Origin of the sequence: Parachitinimonas caeni (assembly GCF_030129945.1) — a bacterium.
GTDB lineage: Bacteria > Pseudomonadota > Gammaproteobacteria > Burkholderiales > Chitinimonadaceae > Parachitinimonas > Parachitinimonas caeni.
In genome coordinates, this window is the sequence record NZ_JARRAF010000178.1 from 1 (window position 1) to 485 (window position 485).

Consider the following 485-nt stretch of genomic DNA (forward strand, 5'->3'; position numbering starts at 1 on the left):
ATCGTTTACGGTCCAGAGACGGTAGTGGGGGTCATCGATATGTGCCACTTCAATCGCGATACCTGGTCTTCCTATCGCGGTGGGGCCATCGAGGTGATTCGCGCCTGCGTGTCCCGCTTCGGCATTGACCCTTTGGAAATCCGGGTGGGGAATCGCGGCCGGGTTCACACGGAACGAGGAGTGTTTGCCCCTGATAGCCGGATTCGGTCAATCAGCAACCCTGACGAGCAGATGCGCGTTCTGACGCTGTTGCAAGAGGCACTGCCAGTGCTGCGATTTGACCGATATTCGGTAGAAGGTGGCGGTCCGGCGATCTGTATCGCAGTCGACTATGAGAAAGTTGATACCACCCCCTCTGAAGAACCCCTGCTCGACATTGCTCAACGGCAGGTAGACCGCTTATTGCAAGACTTGCCCGCGCAACCGATCCGTAGCAACTGGGATGCCTTGGAGCTGCTGGAAAACCTGGCCGTTAACGCGCCGGT

Annotated in this window: 1 protein-coding gene; it reads left to right on the forward strand. The window is 57.7% G+C overall.

Going from position 1 to position 485, the window contains the following annotated elements; translation table 11 throughout:
• The coding region (locus PZA18_RS24195; RefSeq protein ID WP_284103450.1) for a hypothetical protein at positions 1-485 on the forward strand (485 nt) is incomplete at both ends.